13 protein-coding genes and 1 pseudogene are annotated in these 15,958 nt (G+C 66.2%); 4 read left to right on the top strand and 10 right to left on the bottom strand.

Translation table 11 applies throughout. The features are described 5' to 3' along the window. Window positions 1-7 precede the first annotated feature (7 nt). Both ABQU90_RS11145 and ABQU90_RS11140 read right to left on the bottom strand, forming a co-directional pair. A complete protein-coding gene (locus ABQU90_RS11145) occupies window positions 8-550 on the bottom strand; it encodes a hypothetical protein (protein WP_323520980.1) in 543 nt (180 codons plus the stop codon). A gap of 105 nt (window positions 551-655) precedes the next feature. Beyond that, a complete protein-coding gene (locus ABQU90_RS11140) occupies window positions 656-1,951 on the bottom strand; it encodes an acetyl-CoA C-acetyltransferase (protein WP_115526719.1) in 1,296 nt (431 codons plus the stop codon). 88 nt (window positions 1,952-2,039) lie between these two features. On the opposite strand from ABQU90_RS11140, the gene ABQU90_RS11135 reads away from it, so the two are divergent. Next, a complete protein-coding gene (locus tag ABQU90_RS11135) occupies window positions 2,040-2,924 on the top strand; it encodes a hypothetical protein (protein ID WP_161964583.1) in 885 nt (294 codons plus the stop codon). Window positions 2,925-2,992: 68 nt separating this feature from the next. Next, window positions 2,993-3,356 (top strand): annotated as a pseudogene (locus ABQU90_RS11130) (VOC family protein). A 433-nt stretch (window positions 3,357-3,789) separates the two neighbouring features. Here the strand turns inward: ABQU90_RS11130 and ABQU90_RS11125 are convergent. The 7 genes from ABQU90_RS11125 to glnA all read right to left on the bottom strand — a co-directional run bounded on the left by ABQU90_RS11125 (window position 3,790) and on the right by glnA (window position 12,066). Further along, window positions 3,790-4,437, bottom strand: coding sequence for a superoxide dismutase family protein (locus ABQU90_RS11125; protein WP_115560927.1), 648 nt, complete (start codon window positions 4,435-4,437; stop codon window positions 3,790-3,792). Between the two features lie 47 nt (window positions 4,438-4,484). Beyond that, window positions 4,485-5,084 carry a superoxide dismutase family protein gene (locus tag ABQU90_RS11120; RefSeq protein ID WP_055853746.1) on the bottom strand — a complete coding sequence of 200 codons (600 nt, stop codon included), beginning with the start codon at window positions 5,082-5,084 and terminating at the stop codon, window positions 4,485-4,487. 753 nt (window positions 5,085-5,837) lie between these two features. After that, window positions 5,838-7,265 (bottom strand): nitrogen regulation protein NR(I), encoded by a 1,428-nt coding sequence (gene ntrC / locus ABQU90_RS11115; RefSeq protein ID WP_323517837.1) that lies wholly within the window; start codon window positions 7,263-7,265, stop codon window positions 5,838-5,840. Further along, window positions 7,258-8,307, bottom strand: a complete 1,050-nt coding sequence (locus ABQU90_RS11110) for a two-component system sensor histidine kinase NtrB (RefSeq protein WP_115552572.1) — start codon at window positions 8,305-8,307, stop codon at window positions 7,258-7,260. Before ABQU90_RS11110 ends, ntrC begins: the two co-directional genes overlap by 8 nt. A 271-nt stretch (window positions 8,308-8,578) precedes the next feature. Next, a complete protein-coding gene (locus ABQU90_RS11105; protein WP_115558749.1) occupies window positions 8,579-10,021 on the bottom strand; it encodes an ammonium transporter in 1,443 nt (480 codons plus the stop codon). A gap of 22 nt (window positions 10,022-10,043) precedes the next feature. Then, a complete protein-coding gene (locus tag ABQU90_RS11100) occupies window positions 10,044-10,382 on the bottom strand; it encodes a P-II family nitrogen regulator (protein WP_002808480.1) in 339 nt (112 codons plus the stop codon). Window positions 10,383-10,656: 274 nt separating this feature from the next. Then, a complete protein-coding gene (glnA, locus tag ABQU90_RS11095) occupies window positions 10,657-12,066 on the bottom strand; it encodes a type I glutamate--ammonia ligase (RefSeq protein WP_055853753.1) in 1,410 nt (469 codons plus the stop codon). A 224-nt stretch (window positions 12,067-12,290) separates the two neighbouring features. Between glnA and ABQU90_RS11090 the strand changes: the two genes are divergently transcribed. Together ABQU90_RS11090 and ABQU90_RS11085 are read left to right on the top strand one after the other, a co-directional pair. Continuing rightward, window positions 12,291-13,085: an undecaprenyl-diphosphate phosphatase gene (locus ABQU90_RS11090; RefSeq protein WP_323520979.1), complete on the top strand. Its 795-nt coding sequence runs from the start codon at window positions 12,291-12,293 to the stop codon at window positions 13,083-13,085. Window positions 13,086-13,334: 249 nt separating this feature from the next. Next, the gene (locus tag ABQU90_RS11085) at window positions 13,335-14,108 is read left to right on the top strand and encodes an META domain-containing protein (RefSeq protein ID WP_323520978.1); all 774 of its coding nucleotides are present in this window, start codon (window positions 13,335-13,337) and stop codon (window positions 14,106-14,108) included. Between the two features lie 624 nt (window positions 14,109-14,732). Here ABQU90_RS11085 and ABQU90_RS11080 read toward each other — a convergent pair. Continuing rightward, window positions 14,733-15,344, bottom strand: coding sequence for a YbhB/YbcL family Raf kinase inhibitor-like protein (locus ABQU90_RS11080; protein ID WP_055853760.1), 612 nt, complete (start codon window positions 15,342-15,344; stop codon window positions 14,733-14,735). Window positions 15,345-15,958: the final 614 nt, after the last annotated feature.

Below are 15,958 nucleotides of genomic sequence, written 5' to 3'. Positions count from 1 at the left end.
CGTTGCATCAACGCTGGCGCGATGCCTGTGGCGGTGGCGGCAAATCGCTCAGGAATGCATCGCAGGCACCCAGATACCGTGCCTGCGCATGGTCGACCTGCGTCGGCGACAACACGCGCGAGCCCAGGCGGCCGATCAACAACATCGCCGCCATCACGCCGGCACCGATCACCCAGCGGAACTGGCTATCGATCAACAGCCCGCACATCAGCAACGCCAACACCGATGCCATCGCCACCGCGACGTAGCGGGCGCGGCGGCGCTCGTGTTGCGCGCACAAGGTGAGCACGTGCGTGCTGCGTTTGCGTAGCGCAATGGCCAGGATCACGTACGGCAGCACGCCCAGCAGCAGCGCGGCGTAGATCACCGGGTGGTGCCAATGAAAGATGTAGCGACGTGGCGGCATGTCGGCCGGCGCATTGCACTTGACGCACCGCGGCGGCAGATTGGCGCCCGCCGTACACACCAGCACATCGCCCTCGCGCCACATATCGCCGTTCGCCGGCGGCAGAGACAGGCTGGGCGGCTCGCGAAACGCGTCATTCGACATCCATGCGTCCTTGCTGGTTGAGGATCTGGGATTGGGGATTGGGGATTCGGGATTAGTAAAAGCCGGATTTCTCTAGCGAATCCCCAATCCCGCTGCGCAGCAGCGTCAACGCTCGACGATCGCCACCACGCCCATGCCGCCGGCGGTGCAGATCGAAATCAGCGCGCGGCCGCCGCCGCGTTCTTCCAGCTGCTTGGCGGCGGTGGCCACCACGCGCGCGCCGGTGGCGGCGAACGGGTGGCCGGTGGCCAGCGACGAACCCAGCGGGTTGATCTTGTCCGGGTCGATGCGGCCCAGCGGTGCGTCCAGCCCCAGACGCGTGCGGCAGTAATCCTCGCTCTCCCACGCGCGCAGCGTGCACAACACCTGCGCGGCAAAGGCTTCATGGATTTCGTAGATGTCGAAGTCCTGCAGGGTCAGACCCTGACGCGCCAGCATCTGCGGTACCGCGATGGTCGGCGCCATCAGCAGGCCTTCGCCATGCACGAAATCCACTGCCGCCACCTGCGCATCGCGCAGATACGCCATCGGCGTATGGCCGTGCGCCAGCGCCCAGGCCTCGCTGGACAGCAGCACTGCGGCGGCGCCATCGGTCAGCGGGGTGGAATTGGCGGCAGTCAAGGTGCCACGGCCGGAGGTCTTGTCGAACGCCGGGCGCAAGGTCGCCAGCTTTTCCAGCGAGGTGTCGGCGCGCAGGATGTTGTCGCGCGAGACCCCACGGAACGGGGCGATCAGCGAATCGAAGAAGCCGCGCTCATACGCAGCCGCCAGCTTGTGATGCGAAGCCACTGCCCATTCGTCCTGCGAATCGCGCGAGATGTTCCACTCCTTGGCCATGTCCTCGCAGTGGGCGCCCATGCTCTTGCCGGTGCGCGGCTCGGCCACACCGGGGAAATCAGGCTTGAGTTCGCTCAACTTGAAGCCGCGCAGCAACGCCTTGAGTTTGTCGCCGGTGGCCTTGGCGCGGTTGGCGGCCATCAGGCGCGCGCGCAACTTCTTGCCATAGACGATCGGCACTTCGGAGGTGGTGTCCGAGCCGCCACCGATGCCCGAATCGATCTGCCCCAGCGCGATCTTGTTGGCGATGGTGATCACCGAATCCAGGCTGGTGCCGCAGGCGCGCTGCAAGGTGATGCCCGGCGTCAGCGGCGACAGACCCGACGACAGCGCAGCCTCGCGGGCCAGGTTCCAGTCCGAGGAGTGCTTGATCACCGCCCCCATCGCCACTTCGCCCAATTGCTGGCCATGCAGGCCGAAGCGCTCGACCAGCGCGCCCAGCGTGCGCACCGACATGCCCAGGTTGCCCACGTCCGCGTAAGCGGTGTTCTGACGACAGAACGGGATACGAACGCCGCCCAGAATGGCGACGGGACGGGCTGCGGGCATCGGTTGACCTGGCATGGAGGACTCGGGGACATGGCCTGCACAGGGCCGGCAGGCATAATGGCCGCAGTGTAGCTTCGACCCCGTGATGGGCCAACCGCGAATCATGAGCAAGACCGAACACGGCGTGACCGCCATGGGTGTGATGGCGCTGGAATTGACGGGCGGCACCGCCCCCGAGCGCGGTGCCCTGGCGCCCGAGCAGGCCGGCATGCTGGCCGAGCGCATTGGCCGCGACCTGGCGCAATGGATCCCGGAGATCCGCGCGCTGGAGTTGAGCGTGGCGATGGCGCATTTCGACCCCGCCGAAGTGCTGCGGCCGGGCTGGCCGCTGCATCGCCGGCTGGAGGAACTGCATGCCCGCGCGCCGGGCCGCGACCAGGGCCCGCGGGTGCTGGCCTTCGGTGCCGATGCGCAGGGCGAGATTCCCTTGCCGTTCCAGGCCGATGCCCAGTTGACCGGTGGCGGCCTGCGCGTGCTGCCGTTCCTGCTGTCGGGCGACCCTGACATCGTGGCGAGCGTTGCCGATGCGATGGAAGAAGTGCTACTGGCCCAGGGCATGGCCCAGGCCGACACCGCGCTGCTGGCGCAGGAAAGCTTCGGCGCGCGCATCGAGCACGCCCGCTATCTCACCGCGCACGATCTGGCGGCGATGATCTCGATGCAGTACGACAACCAGGGCCTGGCACCGCTGTGGCCGCTGATCGAAGCCGCCCTGCTCGCCCCCGACAGCGAAGAATGGCTGCAGCAATCGCCCGAGCCGGTGTTGCGCTATGTCGATGGCGAAGTGCGCATCGCATTGTTCGACCCGGCCGGCTGGTGCGATTACTACACGCACGACCGCGAGAATTGCGAGCGCCTGCGTGGCGTCTACGAGCAATTCCTTTCGCGTCAGCGGCAGATGGCTGCCGTACTGGAAGCGCACGGGTTGCCGGTGCTGTACGTGCATGTGGAGCCGGGCCAGGACCCGCGCCAGGCCTTGTCTGCATAAGCGACACGTCGGTGTGCACCGCGCCTGCCTTGCAGGGCGTGTTGGACACCGACGTGTAGGCGGCAGACCTGGAGCGTGCCTGCGCGTTTTATGCGCGTGTACCTGGCCTGCAGCCGATGCACTGCGATGCGCGCATGCCTGCGTACGCGAGTGCGCCGAGGCAAGTGTTGCTCCTGATTCTTGTAGGGAAGTACCTCGAACACGGCTACATGACCCGGCGGGACGATTCCACCGCACAACAGTAGCGGACGTGCGCACCATGCACTGGCGATCGCTAGCGATGCACCAACCGGTTGGGAAGCGCCTTTGCAGGCGTGCGGCGCGCTGATCGAAGGCTGCACGCGGTGGCCGGTGGCGCACAACGTATTAACTTCCGCGATACCGATGCGCACTTGCTGGGTAGCGACGCCTAGCCTTCGGCCAAATCACTGAGCGCGGTTGGCAAAGCCACTTACCGCAACACGCACCGCTCGTGCTCGGATCCGCTCACGATTCATCCGCGCTGGTTACCACTGCGCTATCTACCCAGCTGAAGATTGCTTGCTACGGATTGGCTGCCCCGAGCGCGTATGCGTGCATACGGTCGACAGCGCAGCAGTTGGCGCACTGATGCATAAACTGCAGTATTTACCGCATCTATCGATGCACGGTCCAACCATGCACGCTCCGCTGAGCAACGTTGCCGCGTCGTAGCAGCATCAGCGTCTGCAAGACCATGAGCGAGATGCCGCCTTCACGTTGCCAACAGGCCATTATGTCCGGCGGAACAACGCGTCGACGCCTGACACACAGCTGCTTACCGCGGCCGTTGTGCATTACAAGACAAAAGACGCGACGGCCATCGAATGCCGCCGCGTCCATGCGCTTACTTGGTTGCAGCCTGCGCGTTGTCGGTGGTGATCACGCCGCAGGCCAGACGGCCGCCGGCGTTGCCGGTGGGCTGGGTTTTGTAGTCGTCGGCATCGGCGTGCACGATCACCGCGTGACCTGCGATGTCGAACTGATCGGCCTTGCCCAGGTTGACGTTGCTGGAGACCGGGCCGTCGATGCTGGCATTGCCCTGCGCGTCGGACTTGATGTTGGGCATGTCGCCGCCGTGATGCGGGTCGGCACTGACGTTGCCGTGGTCGGACTGAGCCGGGTTGAAATGGCCGCCGGCGCTGCTGCCGTCCGGGGCGCTGCAATCGCCCTTTTCGTGGATATGGAAGCCGTGCTCGGTGTTGGGCGTGAGCCCACTGAGTTGGCCGGTCACGCGCAGCACGCCATCGACAGTCTTGAAGGTCACCGTGCCTTTGACGTCACTGCCCTTGGTCGGCTTGAGCTCGGCGGTGGCCGTGGTGGTGGCGGCCGCCCCGGTCACCATGGCGGCGGCATGCTCGCCACTGTGCGCGGCGTCGGCCGGGGTGCTGGCCGTCGGTGCGGGTGTGGGCTCGGCCGGTGCGGGCTCGTCGCGCTTGCACGCGGTCAACACCAGGGCGGTCGCCAGGAACAGGGTTGTGGGAAGAATACGCATGGGAAAGCTCCTGTAGAGACCGCAGCTGCGGCCATTGATGCCCCAACTCAGGGCTGCGAAGGGGGTGTGCGCCACTGGGTGACGCGAATGACGCCGCAGGCCAGGCGTGCACCCGCATTGCCGCTGGGCTGGCTGCGATAGTCGTCGGCGTCGGCATGCACGATCAGCGCCTTGCCGATCACATCGCTGGGCGCGCCGTCGCCCAGGCTGATGCCGGCCAGGATCATGTCCAGATGCGCGACGCCCTCGGCGTCGGCACGCAGGTTGTCCATATCGCCCAGGTGATGGCCGCCGCTTCCGGCGCGGCCGTGCGAGGCGCCGGTCGGATTGAAATGCGCGCCCGCACTGCTGGCATCGGCCGCGCTGCAATCGCCGCGTTCGTGCACATGGAAACCGGCCACGCCACCTGGGCGCAGGCCACCAACCGTGCCGGTGATGCGGATGCCCTGCAGCGCCGGCACCAACACGACCCGGCCGCTGACCAGGCTGCCCGACGCCGAAGCCAGTGCGGCTTCGGCCTGCTGCACCGGACGCGCGGGCACCACGCGCGCCGCTGGCGGCGGTGGCGGGGGAGGTGGCGGCGTGCTGCTGCAGGCGGCCAGCGCCAGAGCGGTAAGGGCAACGATCGTGGACGACCGATAACGCATCGAGCTGTTCTCCTGATCAGGCTGGAAACCTATGCGGGCGCATGTTCACGTGTCATGAAATGCGTCTGGGGCAGCGCAGGAGTTTACGGGGTTGGTGTGGATGGTCGGGTTGTTTGCACGCCCGCTGTGCGGGATGTGGTGCGGGGAGCCTTGCGCGGCTTCGACGGCGGCGTAGGCCGATCAGGGCCCACCACGAGTTCATCGATGGCCAGGGGGATGCGGTGTCGTGTGGATGGTGAAACACGTGCAGTGAGGGTGCTCAATGTGTGGTGATGCGCGTCAATCTCGTTGCGTGCTCGTTGCGTGCACTAAGTAATTCACACGTTTCGTGCGCGAGCTGATTCAAAGGAGCGACGCAGGCGGCTGCGCTTTTATCGGCTTGGGTGCCCTTTCCTTACCCCACCCCCAGCTCCGCGCCCCGGCCCGCGCTTGCGGCGCGGGCGCTCCAAGGCACGCGCGCCCGCGGCGCGCAAGCCGTGCCTTCTCGCCCCGCAGGCGGGAGAGGGGCTTCACCGCAGCGATCGGCAGGGTTCGCCGCAGTGATCGAGGCATTTCATCGCAGTGATCGGCAGGGCTCGCCGCAGCGATCACCTACCTGCCTTCTCCCGCGTGCGGGGGAAGGTGCCCGAAGGGCGGATGGGGGCAGCGTTCACCGCCGAGTGACCGGTGCAATTGCGCTCACGTAAGCGCAAAAACGCCCACGCAACCACCCAAGCACGATCCCGATCCCGCCCGGCCTAGCCGCCGGACCGCTCAGCGGCGCTTGCGGCCCGGGCCGAGTTTGCGGGTGACGGTGTTGCGGCCCAGGCCCAGGCGTGCGGCGGCTTCGGCGCGACGGCCCTGGGTGAGTTGCAGGGCGGCTTCGAGCAGGGTCTTGTCCAGGCGTTCGCGCGCTTCGGCGTGTACGCCCTGGGCGCCTTCGCTCAGGCGTTGCGCGGCCCAGCTGGACAGCATGTCGTCCCATTGCCCGACGCTGCTACGGCCGGTGCGCTGGCGGCCGCGCGCCAGCGCTGCGTCCACGTCGACCACATCGATGATGTCGGCGGTGGCCAGGGCGGCCAGGCGCCAGCAGACGTTTTCCAGTTCGCGCACGTTGCCGGGCCAGTCGTATTGGCGCAGGTCTTCCAGTGCGGCCGACGATAGCCGCTTGGGCAGCATGTCGAGCTTGCGCCCGGCCATGGCCAGGAAATTTTCCGCCAGTTGCGCGATGTCGCCGCGACGCTCGCGCAGCGGTGGCAGCTGCAGGCGCACCACATCCAGGCGGTGCAGCAAATCGGCACGGAAGCGGCCTTGTTCGACCAACGCTTCCAGATCCTGGTGAGTGGCGGCGATCACGCGTACATCGACACGGATCAACTCGCGCCCACCGACGCGAAAGAATTCGTTCTCTGCCAGCACGCGCAGCAGGCGCGTCTGCAACGGCAGCGGCATGTCGCCGATTTCGTCCAGAAACAAGGTGCCGCCATCGGCTTGTTCGAAGCGGCCGATGTGCCGTTTGGTGGCGCCGGTGAAGGCGCCGGTTTCGTGGCCGAACAACTCGCTTTCCAGCAACTCGGCAGGAATGGCGGCAGTGTTGAGTGCGACGAAGGGTTTGCGCGCGCGCGGCGATTCGTTGTGCAGCGCGCGCGCGACCAACTCCTTGCCGGTGCCGGTTTCGCCGTTGATCAGCACCGACAACGGCGCTTGTGCGAGGCGTCCGATCGCGCGGAACAAGGCCTGCATCGCCGGGGTGTCGCCGATCAGCGCGGCCGAGCCTTCAGCCAGCGGCGTGCCAATGATCTTGTCGACACCGGCATCGGCGTCGGGCAGCGCGCGTGCGGCCAGCGCCACCGCATCGTCCAGATCGAACGGCTTGGACAGGAATTCGTGCGCACCACCGCGAAAGGCGCCGGCGGTGCTGGCGACATCGGTATAGGCCGACATCACGATCACCGGCAGCTGCGGGTGCTTGGATTTTAGCTTGTCGAGCAGGCTCAGGCCGTCTTCGCCGGGCATGCGCACGTCGGTGAACAACAGGTCCGGCATGGGCCGCATCGACAGTGCCTGCAGCGCCGCGGCGGCGCTGTCGAAGCCATCCACCGCGTAACCGGCATCGCGCAAGGCCGTGGACAGCACGAAGCGGACCGAACGGTCGTCGTCGACCACCCAGATGTGGTGGGATGCGGCGGCGGCCTCAGCCATGCAGATGCTCCTTGTCGTGATCGCCGACCAGCTCGGGCAGCAGCAGTGTGAAAACGGTATGGCCCGGACGCGAGCGGTAGGTCAGGGTGCCGTGGTGCTCGCGCGAGACCTGCTGGGCCAGCGCCAGTCCCAGCCCGCTGCCCTCGGCGCGGCCGCTGACCAGCGGCAGGAACAGGTGCTCGGCCAGTTCTTCCGGCACGCCGCCGCCGTCGTCGATGATTTCCAGCCGCAGCGACATCGCGTGCACGCGGTCGCGGATGCGCTGGCCGTGCTCGACGCGGGTGCGCAGGGTGACGCGGGTGGCGCCGGCCTGAAACGCGTTGCGCACCAGATTCCAGACCGCCTGGGTGAGCCGGTCCACATCGCCCAGGATGTCGGGAATGCTGGGGTCGTAATCGCGCTGCACCTGCACCGACCAGCCGCCCTCGGCTTCGGCCAGGCGCAGCACGCGTTCGAGCACCACGTGGATGTTGAGGCCCTCGTGCGGGCGCAGCGGCGACGGCGAGAGCAGGCGTTCGAGCAAGGTGTTGAGGCGTTCGATTTCGGTGCCGATCAGCTCGATCAGCTCGCGCTCGTCTTCATCGCGGCCGGCCGAGCGGCGCGCCAGCAACTGCGCGGCGCCCTTCAAGCCGGCCAGCGGGTTACGCAGTTCGTGCGCCAGGCCCTTGAGCGCGGCGCTCAAGGCATTGGGCAACGCGTGGGTGGGGTCCAGCGCGGGGAATTCGTCGACCGGGTGCGTTTCCAACAGCCAGCCGCCGTCGTCCAGCCGCGACAGCCAGCCTTCGGCAAAGCGTGGCGCGTCGTTGGGCAGGCCCAGCGCCAGCCGATGCAGGCGCAGCACGTCGCGTTCGTCGTTGAGCAGGAAGCGCGCGAGTGCGTCGCCCTGCACTTCCAGTGCAGCCAGCGGCTGGTCGACCAGCCGCCGCGCGCTGACGCCGAGCCAGCGCGCGAATGCCGGGTTGACCCCCAGCACGCGGCCGTCGCGGTCGGCCCAGGCCACCGGGGTGCCCAGGCTGTCGAGCGACGGTGTGGAGGTCGTCATCCGCATTGCACCAATTTAGTGCAAACCGCATCGGCGTGCGCGAATGGCGCGCCGAACGCAGCCTGCATCGAAGCATCTGAGGCCGGGTGGCAGTGGAATGCACCGACCCGGCGCGCATCCGCGCCGACGGTGACGGGCGTGAGGCTGGTCATGCAGGCACCTCGGCAATGGATCCGCGCCGGCAGCGGCCGCGGTAGAAACCGACCCGGCGCGGACAGCGCCGGCCGGGTCGTTGCGCCACCCGCGGAGATCTCGCCGCGGGTGTGCATGCTCAGGACTCGTATGCGGCTTCGCCGTGCGAGGTGATGTCCAGCCCCTCGCGCTCGGCTTCTTCGGTGACACGCAGGCCGAAGACCAGCTTGGCGACCAGGAATCCGACCACCGACACCACGCCGATCCACACCACGGTGATGCCCACGCCCAGGGCCTGGATGCCGACCTGATGCAGCATGTCGTAATCGCCGCCCTTCTGGCCGCCCAGCGAGGCCGCCGAGAACACGCCGGTCAGGATCGCGCCGATGATGCCGCCCAGGCCATGCACGCCGAACACGTCCAGGCTGTCGTCGGCACCCAGCAGGCGCTTCAGACCGGTGACGCCCCACACGCACAGCACGCCAGCCGCCAGGCCGATCACGATGGCGCCGAACGGACCCACGGTGCCGCAGGCCGGGGTGATGCCGACCAGACCGGCAACCATGCCCGACGCCACACCCAGGGCGGACGATTTGCCCTTGATGATCTTCTCGGTGAGCGACCAGCCCAGGATGGCGGCCGCGGTGGCCAGCAAGGTGTTGAGGAAGGCCAGCGCCGCACCGGCATTGGCTTCCAGGTTGGAGCCGGCATTGAAGCCGAACCAGCCCACCCACAGCAGCGAGGCGCCGACGAAGGTCAGGGTCACGTTGTGCGGTTTGATCGCCTCACGCCCCAACCCGGCCCGCTTGCCGACGAAGTAGGCACCCACCAGGCCGGCGATACCGGCATTGATGTGCACCACTGTGCCGCCGGCAAAATCCAGCGCGCCCAGCCCGAACAGATAGCCACCGGTCGCCCAGACCATGTGCGCCAGCGGCAGATAGCCGAAGGTGAACCAGATCACCGAGAACAGCAGCACCGCGGCGAACTTGGCGCGTTCGGCAAAGGCGCCGACGATCAGCGCGCCGGTGATGCCGGCAAAGGTCGCCTGGAACCCGATAAACACGTATTCCGGCAGGCTCACACCCTTGGTGAAGGTGGCCGACAGGCTCTCGATGGTCACGCCCTTGAGCAGCGCCTTGTCCAGATTGCCGATCCACGGACCTTCGCCGGAAAACGCCAGGCTATAGCCGTAGAGCACCCACAGGATGGTCAGCAGCGAGAACACCGTTGCGACCTGGATCAGCACCGACAACACGTTCTTGGCGCGCACCATGCCGCCGTAGAACAACGCCAGGCCCGGCACCACCATCAGCAACACCAGCAGCGTGGAGGTCAGCATCCAGGCGACGTCGCCCTTGTCGACCACCGGCGCGACTTCGGCGGCAGCGGCCGGCGCGGCGGCCGGCTGCGCAGACGGCAGCGGTTCGGTGGTGACCGGCTCGGTCGGCAACGGGGTGACCTGCGGGGTGGATTGCGCCTGGGCGCTGCCCATGCCGCCCACCACCAGCGCGCTGAACAACATCAGCATGCACACGCTGTAGAACCGGGCTTTCCACCCGGCAAAAAGAGCTGTCTTCATACGACCTCCAGAGGTGGGGGACTCAGAGCGCATCGGCGCCGATTTCGCCGGTGCGGATCCGCACCACTTGCTCGATCGCAGTCACAAAGATCTTGCCGTCGCCGATCTTGCCGGTGCCGGCCGCGTTCTGGATCGCCTCGACCACAGCGTCCAGCCGATCGTCGGTCACCACCGTCTCGATCTTGATCTTGGGCAAAAAGTCCACGACGTACTCGGCGCCGCGATACAGCTCGGTGTGGCCTTTCTGACGCCCGAAGCCCTTGACCTCGGTGACGGTGATACCCGACACGCCAGCGGCGGACAGGGCCTCGCGGACCTCGTCGAGCTTGAACGGCCGGATGATGGCGGTGATCAATTTCATGCGCATACCCCGAAAGGTGGAAGGAACCGGCCGGCATTGCGCCGCCCGGCGGTGTCAGTCACCTGGATGCCAACCCCGGCATCCAATCGTTCGCGGATCGCGCAGACCCCGACGGATGCCATACATCCGCCTCGTGGGAGAGGTCAGGCCCGCGCGCCGCGAACTGTGTGCTCTCTCGTACCCCTCGACTCCATGGCGGTGCCAGGGAGCCATCGAACATGTGCGGCGATGGCGGAGGTGGGAGGGGGGGCCTCCGCCATCACCGCGGTGGAACTCAGTTGCCGTAGTACAGCTGGTATTCCAGCGGATGCGTTGCCGCACGGAACTTGGTGACTTCCTGCATCTTCAGCGCGATGTAGCCGTCGATGAAGTCGTCGCTCATCACGCCACCGGCCTTGAGGAACTCGCGATCCTTGTCCAGCGCTTCCAGTGCCTGGTCCAGGCTGGAGCAGACCTGCGGGATCAACTTCTCTTCTTCCGGCGGCAGGTCGTACAGATCCTTGTCGCTCGGAGCGCCCGGGTCGATCTGGTTCTTGATGCCGTCCAGGCCGGCCATCATCAGCGCGGTGAAGGTCAGGTAGCCGGACTGCAACGGATCGGGGAAGCGCATTTCGATGCGGCGCGCCTTGGGGTTGGTGACCCACGGAATGCGGCACGAGGCCGAGCGGTTCCGCGCCGAATAAGCCAGCATCACCGGCGCTTCGTAACCCGGCACGAGACGCTTGTAGCTGTTGGTGCCGGAGTTGGCGAATGCATTGATCGCACGGGCGTGCTTGAAGATGCCGCCGATGTACCACAGCGCCATCTGCGACAGGCCGCCGTAGCCGTCGCCGGCGAACAGGTTGGTGCCGCCCTTGGTCAGCGACTGGTGCACGTGCATGCCGGAGCCGTTGTCGCCGACGATCGGCTTGGGCATGAAGGTGGCGGTCTTGCCGTTGCGGTAGGCGACGTTCTTGATGATGTACTTCATCGTCAGCAGTTCGTCGGCCTTCTGCACCAGCGAGCTGAACTTGGTGCCGATCTCGCACTGGCCGGCGGTGGCCACTTCGTGATGGTGCACTTCGGTTTCGATGCCGACCTGTTCCAGCGTCTTGATCATTTCCGCGCGCAGGTCGTGCAGGGTGTCGGTCGGCGGCACCGGGAAGTAGCCACCCTTCACGCCCGGACGATAGCCGCTGTTGCCGCCGTCGTACTTGGCGCCGGTGTTCCAGGCCGCCTCTTCGGAACCCACCTGGAAGAAGGTGTGGCCCATGTCGTTGGCGAAGCGGACCGAATCGAAGATGAAGAATTCCGGCTCCGGGCCGAAGAAGGCCTGGTCGGCGGTGCCGGAGGACTTCAGATAGGCCTCGGCGCGCTTTGCGATGCCGCGCGGGTCGCGCTCATAGCTCTGCATGGTGGCCGGATCGAGGATGTCGCAGGTCAGCACGATGGTCGGATCGGCGAAAAACGGATCCAGATACGCGGTGCCGGCGTCGGGCAGCAACACCATGTCCGACTCGTTGATGCCCTTCCAACCCGCGATCGAGCTGCCATCGAACATCTTGCCTTCTTCGAACAACGCCGGCTCGATGATGTTGGCCGGAAAGGTGATGTGCTGCTGTACACCACGCATATCGACGAAGCGCAGGTCGACAAACTCGACCTTGTTGTCCTTGATCAGCTTTTCAACGTTTTCCACGGACATCGGAAGAAACCTCGGATTGGAGTGAAGTGGATCGTGGGCGGTACTACAGCAGGGACCATGCCAAACCACCGACGTTCACAAGTCGTTGATTTTGCTTGCATCACTTGAGACCGCTACACGCGCAATAGCACCTTATTGGTGCTATCTACATTGATGGTGCACCGATATGGTGCATGTCGCAATGCACTATCCTGACGCCTCCCCCAATCCTCCCCTCTCGTCCGATGTCCGATCTGATTTCCGCCCTGCTCTTGGGCATTCTCGAAGGCTTGACCGAATTTCTGCCGATCTCCAGCACCGGCCACCTGTTGATCGCCGAACAATGGCTCGGACGCCGTTCTGACTTCTTCAATATCGTCATCCAGGCCGGCGCGATCCTGGCCATCTGCCTGGCGTTGCGGCAGAAGCTGTGGAGTCTGGCCACCGGGCTGGGCGAGCGTGCCAACCGCGACTATGTGCTCAAGATCGGCGTGGCCTTCATGGTCACTGCCGTGGTCGGGCTGATCGTGCGCAACGCCGGTTGGCAGTTGCCGGAAACCGTGCATCCGGTGGCCTGGGCGCTGCTGATCGGCGGCCTGTGGATGCTGGTGGCCGAGCACTTTGCCGGCAAGTTGCCGGAGCGCGACGTGGTGACCTGGAAAGTCGCCATTGCCGTGGGCCTGGCGCAGGTGGTGGCCGGCGTGTTCCCCGGCACCTCGCGCTCGGCCTCGGCGATCTTCCTGGCCATGTTGCTGGGCCTGAGCAAGCGCTCGGCGGCAGCGGATTTCGTGTTCATGGTCGGCATCCCGACCATGTTCGCGGCCAGCGGTTACGCACTGCTGGAGATGTACAAGGAAGGCGGGTTCGGCAGCGAGAACTGGACAGACGTGGCAGTGGCCTTCGTGGCAGCGACCATCACCGGTTTTGTGGTGGTGAAGTGGCTGCTGGGCTACATCAAGAAGCACCGCTTCACGGTGTTTGCGGTGTACCGCATCGTGCTCGGTGCGGCCCTGCTGTTGTGGTTGCCGGCCGCAGCCTGAGCCGCGACAACGTCACGCCCTGCCCGTGCACCGATTGTTACTGGCAGGGCAACGGCGGGCGGCAGCAGTTATCGCTGGCGCCCCGTCCAAGCCGCCATGCCGGCGGCGGGCGGCGATCATTCGCCAAGGCAACCGATGCCGCGTTTGTGCAGACGCGCATCGGCGGCACGTTGCCGGGCAGTGACGCCGGTCATTGCCCTGGCCGCACGCTGGCGGTATCACTGAGGCCTTGACCACCGGGAGCCGCCGATGCGTGCCGTGTTCTTTGCCCCAGCCCTGCTGGCGGCAGGCGTGACGGCCTGCGAATCGGGCGCGACTGCCGCTTCAACCGCAGCGACAACCCCCGTCAGCGACAACGCGCCGTTACGGGCCGCCCTGCAGGCACAACACTGGCAACTGCAGCAGGCCAGCGATGCGCACGGCACCGCCCTGCGCAGCCTGTTTGTGGCCGGTAGTGCGCCGTTGCAGCTGGATTTCGGCGATCAACGCATCCAGGTCAGCCAGACCTGCAACGCGCTGGGCGCTAATTACAGCGTGGCCGCGGCGCAGCTGCAGATCGGCCGGGTGGTATCGAGCAAACGTCTGTGCGCGCAGCCGCAAAAGATGACGCAGGAACGCGCTGCCAGCGAGCTGTTGTCCGGCCGTTTTGCGGTGGCGCTGGACACGGCGCAAGCCGCACCACGGCTGACCCTGACCCGCAGCGACGGCACCCGCCTGTTGTTCGCCGGCGCGCCCACGGCAGATACCCGCTACGGCGGGCCCGGGCAGACGCTGTTGATCGAAGTGGCGGCCGATACGGTGCCATGCGCCTCCGACCCGTCGCGCGCCTGCCTGCAGCTGCGCGAGCGCGCCGATGGACAGCCTGCGGCCGCGTCCTGGCAAACCTTCGACGGCACGATCGAAGGCTTCGAACACGAAGCCGGCATCCGCACCCTGCTGCGCGTCACCCGCTATCCGGCTGCGACCGGGACGGACGGTGCACCGGTGTATGTGCTGGATCAGATGATTGAGGCGAGCGGCTAGCGCTGGGAATTGGGAATTGGGAATTGGGAATTGGGAATTGGGAATCGGGAATTGGGAATTGGGAATCGGGAATCGGGAATCGGGAATCGGGAATCGTCGCGCGTTGCACGATTGGTGATGCGATTGGCGCATCGGCAGCGTTGACGCGCTCTGCGCTGAAACGCGAGTGACGGTTGGCCAGCTGGGTGCCGTCACAGCAGCGGCCCGGTCATCGTCGCCTGGTGCAGACGCCATGCCGGATTCGCTTTTTGGCTTCCGCGTCGCACGGCATCAAGACCAGGTCGCCGGCACCCCGGCTCGCCGCAAAGAACTTACGGGCTGAGCACATCTGCGCGTACCACGCGCGTGTGGGCGGATCAGCTTCCATCCAGGATGATGCTCAGCCGCCAGTCAACGCATGCATCAGATCAATGCGCGCTGTGGTTGCGCTTGACGGGCATCTACGCACCTCTTCCGGGAGCGTTCCGCTAGACGGAAGTCGATCTTTACGCGCTTCCATGCGGGCCTTGAGCAGCCGCACGTCGGCCGGACACAATGTGCGGATGCGGCGCTTGCAATTTTCTTGATGGTCGGTACCGCCACGACCGCACGGCTTGGCAGCCATGCGGTCGTGCCGATCTGCGCTCAGCGCAGCGACGGGTTCAGCGTGTAAGTGCCGTGCAGCGCAGCTTCGGCCAGGACGTGACCCTGGATGGCCGACAGCACATCGGCTGCAGTGAAGGTGGCGGGCAGGCTGAGCGTGGCCACATCCAGCGCGAACACGCGGAAGAAATAGCGGTGCAGGCGCAGATCGTTGAACGGCGGATACGGGCCGTCATAGCCCAGATAGTCGCCGGCCATGTCGGGGTTGCCGGCAAACCATTGGGTATAGGAGTTCAGGCCCTGGCGTGCGCCGGCCGGGCCGGCTGGCTGCTGCTTACCCTTGGCCACAAAGCCGTCGCTGCAGCTGCCTGCCGCGATCTCGTGCACGTCGGCGGGAATATCGGCCATCGCCCAATGCACGAAATCGGCGCGTGGCTGCTCGACCGGGATCTGCACATCCTCGCGCCCCACCGTTTCCGGCACCGTCGGCACATCCGGGTCCAGACACAGCAGCGCGAACGAACGCGTCCCTGGCGGAACATCGCTCCAGGCCAGGTGCGGGTTGCGGTTGGGCGCGAAGCCGTCCGGTGTGCCGGCGGCAAATTCCACCGCGATGGGCTTGCCGTTTTCGATGCTGTTGCTGGTCAGACGCATGCAAAGTCTCCGTGGATCGAAGCCCTCAGCCTGCCTGGATTGGCACGGCAGCGGAAGCGGTCGCAATGGAACCTTGTGTGGCGCGGTTGGGTGCATGCGTTGCGAAACAGTTGACCGTGCAGCGAGTCGTGCGGCCTGGGCTAGCACTGCCGGCCACCCGCATGTCACTCCGCTGCCGCGGATCGCATGCATTGTTGATCGCGCACATGTGATCTGTAGCCCGCCGTCCACGCGCATCGCGACATCCGGACATCCGTAGGAGCGGACCTGGCCGCGATGGGCTTCACCGGTATCGGTAACGCCTCATCGCGGCCGGGTCCGCTCCTACGACAGCACTGTGGCTGCGGGATGTAAGCCTCAGGCCGTGCGCTAGCCAGTGCTCAAAGATCTTCCGTCGATGCCATGGCGAGCGGCGCGGCCGCGACTAGCACCACACCAGCCGTACCTGTGTCAGCGCTACTGTCACCGCTACAGCGCGGATCGCTGCCATCGTTATCCGTAGCCCGCTTTATCCGCCGCCCGCGTCCACGCGCACCGCGACATCCGGACATCCGTAGGAGCGGACCTGGCCGCGATGGGCTTCACCGGTATCGGTAACGCCTCATCGCGGCCGG

This window comes from Xanthomonas sp. WHRI 10207 (genome assembly GCF_040202975.1).
Classification (GTDB): Bacteria; Pseudomonadota; Gammaproteobacteria; order Xanthomonadales; family Xanthomonadaceae; genus Xanthomonas.
The sequence above is the reverse complement of the archived record's forward strand: the minus strand, read 5'-3'. Positions and strand labels throughout refer to the sequence as shown.

Coding starts and splice junctions, on each gene's coding strand:
- ABQU90_RS11145 (WP_323520980.1), bottom strand. CDS start 550: ATGTCGAATGACGCGTTTCGCGAGCCGCCCAGCCTGTCTCTGCCGCCG.
- ABQU90_RS11140 (WP_115526719.1), bottom strand. CDS start 1,951: ATGCCAGGTCAACCGATGCCCGCAGCCCGTCCCGTCGCCATTCTGGGC.
- ABQU90_RS11135 (WP_161964583.1), top strand. CDS start 2,040: ATGAGCAAGACCGAACACGGCGTGACCGCCATGGGTGTGATGGCGCTG.
- ABQU90_RS11125 (WP_115560927.1), bottom strand. CDS start 4,437: ATGCGTATTCTTCCCACAACCCTGTTCCTGGCGACCGCCCTGGTGTTG.
- ABQU90_RS11120 (WP_055853746.1), bottom strand. CDS start 5,084: ATGCGTTATCGGTCGTCCACGATCGTTGCCCTTACCGCTCTGGCGCTG.
- ntrC (WP_323517837.1), bottom strand. CDS start 7,265: ATGGCTGAGGCCGCCGCCGCATCCCACCACATCTGGGTGGTCGACGAC.
- ABQU90_RS11110 (WP_115552572.1), bottom strand. CDS start 8,307: ATGACGACCTCCACACCGTCGCTCGACAGCCTGGGCACCCCGGTGGCC.
- ABQU90_RS11105 (WP_115558749.1), bottom strand. CDS start 10,021: ATGAAGACAGCTCTTTTTGCCGGGTGGAAAGCCCGGTTCTACAGCGTG.
- ABQU90_RS11100 (WP_002808480.1), bottom strand. CDS start 10,382: ATGAAATTGATCACCGCCATCATCCGGCCGTTCAAGCTCGACGAGGTC.
- glnA (WP_055853753.1), bottom strand. CDS start 12,066: ATGTCCGTGGAAAACGTTGAAAAGCTGATCAAGGACAACAAGGTCGAG.
- ABQU90_RS11090 (WP_323520979.1), top strand. CDS start 12,291: ATGTCCGATCTGATTTCCGCCCTGCTCTTGGGCATTCTCGAAGGCTTG.
- ABQU90_RS11085 (WP_323520978.1), top strand. CDS start 13,335: ATGCGTGCCGTGTTCTTTGCCCCAGCCCTGCTGGCGGCAGGCGTGACG.
- ABQU90_RS11080 (WP_055853760.1), bottom strand. CDS start 15,344: ATGCGTCTGACCAGCAACAGCATCGAAAACGGCAAGCCCATCGCGGTG.